The 6,020-nt window shown below is 59.8% G+C and carries 5 protein-coding genes and 1 pseudogene; 5 read left to right on the plus strand and 1 reads right to left on the minus strand.

The window, feature by feature from the left end; genetic code table 11:
- The 4 genes and pseudogenes from EN969_RS36010 to EN969_RS13620 form a co-directional block, all read left to right on the plus strand.
- Positions 1-158, plus strand: a pseudogene (locus EN969_RS36010) (ABC transporter permease); the annotation flags it as partial.
- On the plus strand, positions 127-867 hold the full coding sequence (locus EN969_RS13610) for an ATP-binding cassette domain-containing protein (protein ID WP_013532066.1): 741 nt from the start codon (positions 127-129) through the stop codon (positions 865-867). The pseudogene EN969_RS36010 and the gene EN969_RS13610, both read left to right, overlap by 32 nt.
- Before the next feature lie 34 nt (positions 868-901).
- On the plus strand, positions 902-1,864 hold the full coding sequence (locus EN969_RS13615; RefSeq protein WP_127419178.1) for a quinoprotein relay system zinc metallohydrolase 2: 963 nt from the start codon (positions 902-904) through the stop codon (positions 1,862-1,864).
- Positions 1,865-1,982: 118 nt separating this feature from the next.
- Positions 1,983-2,846: a quinoprotein dehydrogenase-associated SoxYZ-like carrier gene (locus tag EN969_RS13620; RefSeq protein ID WP_063167845.1), complete on the plus strand. Its 864-nt coding sequence runs from the start codon at positions 1,983-1,985 to the stop codon at positions 2,844-2,846.
- A 124-nt stretch (positions 2,847-2,970) separates the two neighbouring features.
- Here the strand turns inward: EN969_RS13620 and EN969_RS13625 are convergent, their stop codons facing one another.
- On the minus strand, positions 2,971-3,324 hold the full coding sequence (locus tag EN969_RS13625; protein ID WP_013532069.1) for a hypothetical protein: 354 nt from the start codon (positions 3,322-3,324) through the stop codon (positions 2,971-2,973).
- 686 nt (positions 3,325-4,010) lie between these two features.
- Here EN969_RS13625 and EN969_RS13630 point away from each other — a divergent pair.
- On the plus strand, positions 4,011-5,912 hold the full coding sequence (locus tag EN969_RS13630) for a methanol/ethanol family PQQ-dependent dehydrogenase (protein WP_013532070.1): 1,902 nt from the start codon (positions 4,011-4,013) through the stop codon (positions 5,910-5,912).
- Positions 5,913-6,020: the final 108 nt, after the last annotated feature.

Genomic DNA, 6,020 nt, shown 5'->3' on the forward strand with positions numbered 1-6,020 from the left:
GTGTCGGCTTCCAGATCCATCTCTATTTCCAGCTTTTCGATGTCGCCGCCATTCTTGCCTACACGCTGGCTTTCGTGGCGGTGATGCTTGTCATTGAACTTCTCCTGGTGCAGCCCGTTGAACGACATGCAACCCGTTGGCGCCGTCGTCCCGCTTAAGGTCGACATCGCCGAAAAGACCTTCAGGTCCGCGCGAGGCGTCTCGATCACGGCGCTTCAGGACCTTTCCTTCGAGGTCCGGCAAGGCGAATTCGCCTGCTTGCTTGGACCGTCGGGCTGCGGCAAGACCACGACGCTGCGTATCCTGCTTGGCTTGGACAAAGACTTTTCCGGCTCCTTCCAGTTGCCGCAAGGAGGTTCGAACCGCATCGCCGCCGTATTCCAGGAACCGACCCTGCTGCCGTGGCGAACGGTGGAGCAGAATGTCAGGCTGGCGTTGCCGAAAAGCTTGAGGGCGAAAAATCTCGACGGGCTGTTCGACACGCTCGGCCTCGCGGCCATGCGCTCGCTCTATCCTGCCGAACTGTCGCTCGGCCTTGCGCGCAGGGCAGCACTTGCCAGGGCTTTCGCCACGGAGCCGGCGGTGCTTTTCCTGGACGAACCCTTTGTCTCGCTCGACGAACAGACCGCCGAGCGGCTTCGGCATCTGCTTTTGACCGTGTGGTCGGCACGGCCCACGACCGCCTTGATGGTGACCCACAATCTACGCGAGGCACTGATGCTCTCGGACCGCATCATCGTGCTCGCGCCGCGGCCAACCCATGTGCTCGGCGTGTTCGACGTACGGTTGCCACGGCAACATCGCAATTCGCAGGTGATGAGCGACCTTCTGCGGTCGTTCCATCATAGATTTCCGGACGTCACCTGATCGCCTGCAGGTGAAATGCATATCGGAGGCCTTCATGTCGATCGATCGGCTAAGACGCAGGCTTGTGAGTGGCTTCGCCTGTACCGCCGCCAGCGCCGCCTTGATGCCGTGCTGCCTCGGACGAGCCGCGGCTGGCAACCTGGGATTCTCGCTCAGGCAGATCGCCGACGGCGTCTTCGCCTTCCAGGGCACGGATGAATTGATGACCGCCGCCAACGACGGTGCGATCTGCAATCTGGGCGCCGTCATCGGTACCGATGCGGTTGCCGTCATCGACAGCGGTGGCAGCCTGATCGAGGCGCACGCCTTTCTCGCCGCGATCGGAAAGGTAACCGCAAAGCCGGTTCGCTTCCTGGTCAACACCCACATGCACCCCGACCACATCTTCGGCAATGCGGCATTCCGGGAGATCGGCGCGACCATCGTCGGTCACCGCAATCTGCCGCGCGCCCTCGACGCGCGTGGCGCGTTCTATCTGCACAACTATCGCGAACAGCTTGGCGAGGCGCTGATGGAGGGGGTCGAGATCGTGTCGCCGACCAGGCTGGTCGACGATCACCTGCAACTCGACCTCGGCGGGCGCACGATCGAACTGCGGGCATGGAAGGCGGCGCACACCGACAACGACCTGACCGTATTCGATACCACGACCAGAACGCTCTTTGCCGGCGATCTGGTGTTCATGGGCTCCTTGCCGACGCTCGACGGATCACTGCTTGGATGGCTCCGCCAGATGGATGCACTCACCGCGATCGACGCCGCGCGCGTCGTTCCAGGTCATGGTCCTGTAACGGCCGACTGGCCACAGGCACTGGCGGGGGGGCGACGCTATTTCGAGGTTCTGGCGCGCGATATCCGCAAGGCGATCGCCGACGGAACGCCGCTGCGCGAAGCAGTCAAAACCGCAAGCGGAAGCGAACGGGACAATTGGCACCTGTTCGACGATTACAACGAGCGCAACGCAACGGCCGCATTTGCCGAACTCGAATGGGAATAGACGACGCCGACATGCGCCAGGCGGCCGTAAAGCACGGCGATTTGCCAAGGCGTCGCCAAAGGCTTATCCTCAACGCCAGCCTGGGCACCACCTCTCTTGCATTGGTGGAGGCATCGAAATGCAAAATCAAGCTTACTCGAGCCGGCAGCTCGCCTTGCCGCTCGCATCCGTTTTCACCGCGATCATCTTGACCATCGGCACGTTGCTCGGCTCCTCGGGAGCCGCCAACGCACAGCAAACAACCGCGTCCTCGGATAGAATCTGGCATGACTTGAAGGGCGACGTGTTCGGCGATCGGGCAATTCTGGTCGATACCGGCGTCGTCCGGATCGAAGCACCGAAGCGGGCGCAGGATGCCGCCATCGTGCCCGTCGATATCTATCTCGATCCAGCCAAGGCGCCAGACGGCATCAAATCCGTTACCTTGATCATCGATGCGAACCCTGCACCGGTGGCGGCAACGTTCCAGCTCGGCAAGGATGCCGGCGTGACGCATCTGTCGACGCGCGTGCGCGTCAACGACTATTCCTATCTGCGCGCCATCGCTGAGACGCAGGGTGGTCAACTCCATATGGTACAGACCTTCGTCAAGGCGTCAGGTGGCTGCTCCGCCCCTGCGGTCAAGAACCAGGACGAGGCCAACGCGACAATGGGTCAGATGAAGCTGCGCCAGTTCCCGCCCAAAGAGACGATGACCAAGACCGAGGAACTGCAGTTGATGATCCGGCACCCTAACAATTCGGGGCTGCAGCGGGATCCGCTGACCCAATATTTCATACCGGCGCATTTTGTCCAGAAACTGTCGATCTCCCAAGCCGGCCGGCCGATCCTCTCCATGGAAGGTGGAATATCGATTTCGGAAGACCCCAACTTCCGATTCGATTTCACCGTGCACGGCAATGGCGAAATCCAGGTTGAAGCGATCGATACGGACGGCAAAACATTTCGCAATCAGTGGCCGCTCGAGACAGCGGGACTCTGAAGTCTCGATATCTTGCGCTGGACTGCCGGGTGCTTGCCACTTGATCCCGAAAATGGAGCTCGTTCGGGAAGATCACGCCCGGGCAGAGGACGGAGCTCCATCCGGCTTCCGGATGGAGCAGGCTCTAAAAGCAGCGCACGTCGGCTTCCGACTGCGCGCGCTTCAATTCGGTACGGGCTGCCTTCGCCGGTGCGCTTTCGCGAAACAGCGCCGCGCTTTCGCCTGTGGTCAAAGACATGCTCTTGAAAGTCTCGGCTCTCTCATAGTGGTCGTAGGGAAGGATCGAGGCGATGACGTCGATCGAGCAGGAACAGCTTTCCAGCGCCTGACGTGTCTGGCCGTTCGTCTGCATGCAGCCGAGCACGTAGTCGGCGATCGTTGCTGTCGGGTAATCACCCGCGGCGCCCGCCGGGTTTGCGAAGGCCAGCGGCGCGGCAAGGAGCAGCGGCAAAGTCGAAAATCCAACATATCTGATCACGGGAAAACCTCCGGTTAGCCTAGGCGCGATGCGCCCAGTCGGGATCACCGTGGCAGTTGGCAACGTGCAGCAGAGTCAGTCAAGCGCCCATGGCTTCCGTATGCGACCAAAGGAGGAATGCGGGGCTTGTCGACCGTGGTTCCGCATGGCGGCTCCGTGGCCTGCTCCACGCCCCGACTCCAACGATCATCTCATGCTTGGCCCACTATCGATTCCCAATGGAGCACGCGCATGACCATGCCGAGACATCGAAGCGAATACCTCCAAATAAAATCAACGCTTAGGCGAAATGTAAAAATCAAAAAATAACTAAATTTTATGCGCCCCATCGTTATTTCGCGGTCATAAATACTTTATCTAACAAATACCGTCCTGCTTATTTTCTTATATTGCACCGCATCATTTACGATATTGCGGTGCAAAAACACCAGCAGGCTTTTTTGCTTGCCTAGCCTTTTACGATGACATAGCCTCACCCTGTTTCCGGCTTCAAGGGCGTCACCGTCATTAGGGAGCGGCGACAGTCTTTCGTAGGCCAAGGTGAGGTGGGCAGTAACGGTGCCCTCTGCACATCTGGCTTAGGTCGTGACACGCTGCCGGAAATATTTCCCCCCCGTGAATCGCTTGGGCAAGCCCTTGTGGGCTCAGCAAATGATTCATCACTATGAACCTCGGGAGGAATTCGGATGCGTGTACTTACGAAAGCTACCTATATTCTAACCACTGCGGCGTTTCTGTCGCTCGGCGCGGCCTATACGGCGTCGGCTAATGAGGACCTTGCAAAGCTGGCTTCGGATTCGAAGAACTGGGCAATGCAGACGGGTGACTACGCCAACACCCGCTATTCCAAACTCAACCAGATTACTGCGGACAATGTGAAGAACCTGCAGGTCAAGTGGACCTTTTCCACCGGCGTGCTACGAGGCCACGAGGGTGGACCGCTTATCATCGGCGATGTGATGTATGTCCACACGCCTTTCCCGAACAATGTCTTTGCGCTCGATCTCAAGAATGACGGGAAGATCCTTTGGAAGTACGAACCCAAGCAGGATCCCAACGTCATTCCGATCATGTGTTGCGATACGGTCAACCGTGGCGTTGCCTATGGTGACGGCAAGATCATTCTCAATCAGGCCGACACCACAGTCGTCGCCCTCGACGCGAAGACTGGCAAGGTCGTCTGGTCGGTCAAGAACGGCGACCAGACCGATGGCGGCAAAGGCGAATCTGGTACGGCTGCCCCCGTCGTCGTCAAGGACAAGGTGCTCATCGGCGTCTCCGGCGCCGAATTCGGCGTTCGCGGCTGGCTGGCCGCCTACAATCTGAAAGATGGCAAACTCGCCTGGAAAGCCTATTCGGAAGGTCCGGACGCAGACACCCTGATCGATCCCGAGAAGACCACGCAACTCGGCAAGCCGGTTGGCAAGGATTCCGGCACGAACACCTGGGAAGGCGAGCAGTGGAAGACCGGCGGCGGCACGACATGGGGATGGTATTCCTATGATCCCAAGCTGAACCTGGTCTATTATGGCACCGGCAATCCCTCGACGTGGAACCCGGTCCAACGCCCCGGCGACAATCGCTGGTCGATGACGATCATGGCCCGCGATGCGGATACTGGTGTTGCCAAATGGCTCTACCAGATGACCCCGCATGACGAATGGGACTATGACGGCATCAACGAGATGATCCTCGTCGATGGCATGGAGGTCAACGGCGCCAAGCACGACGTGCTGGTGCATTTCGATCGCAATGGTTTTGCCTACACCATGGATCGCGCCACCGGCGACCTTCTCGTCGCCAAGAAATACGATCCGGCCGTGAACTGGGCGACCGAAGTCGTCATGGACCCCAAGAGCGAACAGTATGGTCGCCCGCAGGTCGTGGCGAAATATTCGACCCAGCAGAACGGCGAAGACACCAACTCGACGGGCATCTGCCCGGCGGCGCTTGGAACGAAGGACCAGCAGCCGGCGGCCTATTCGCCGAAGACCGGGCTGTTCTATGTCCCCACCAACCATGTCTGCATGGACTATGAGCCTTACAAGGTGAGCTACACCGCCGGTCAGCCTTATGTTGGCGCCACCGTGTCGATGTATCCCGCACCTGGCGGCGACGGCAACATGGGCAACTTCATTGCCTGGGATGCGGCCAAGGGCGAGATCGTCTGGTCGAAGCCCGAGCAGTTCTCGGTGTGGTCGGGCGCGTTGGCGACAGATGGCGACGTCGTCTTCTACGGTACACTCGAAGGCTACATCAAGGCGGTCGATAAGGACGGCAAGGAACTCTACAAGTTCAAGACCCCGTCCGGCATCATCGGCAACATCACGACCTACGAGCAGGGCGGCAAGCAGTATATCGCCGTTCTGTCGGGCGTCGGTGGATGGGCTGGTATCGGCCTGGCAGGCGGCCTGCTTTCGCCTGACAACGCCGCTGCCTGGCATGGCGCCGTCGATCAGGGCCGCGCGCAAGGCGACCAAGCCGCTGTCGTTGGTACAGCTGGCCTGGGTGCCGTCGGCGGCTACGCGGCACTTGCCGACTACACGACGCTGGGCGGTCAGCTCACCGTCTTCGGTCTCCCGGATTGATGCGCTGGGAACCTTGAGCATGCCTCAGGTCTTGTGAGACCAAAGGCTTGAAGAACGAGAGCCCGGACATCCGGAAGCCATGGCCGGGCTCTCGATTCGGTTACGCAC

This window comes from Mesorhizobium sp. M7A.F.Ca.CA.003.01.2.1, assembly GCF_003998945.1.
In the GTDB taxonomy this organism is placed as follows: domain Bacteria; phylum Pseudomonadota; class Alphaproteobacteria; order Rhizobiales; family Rhizobiaceae; genus Mesorhizobium; species Mesorhizobium ciceri.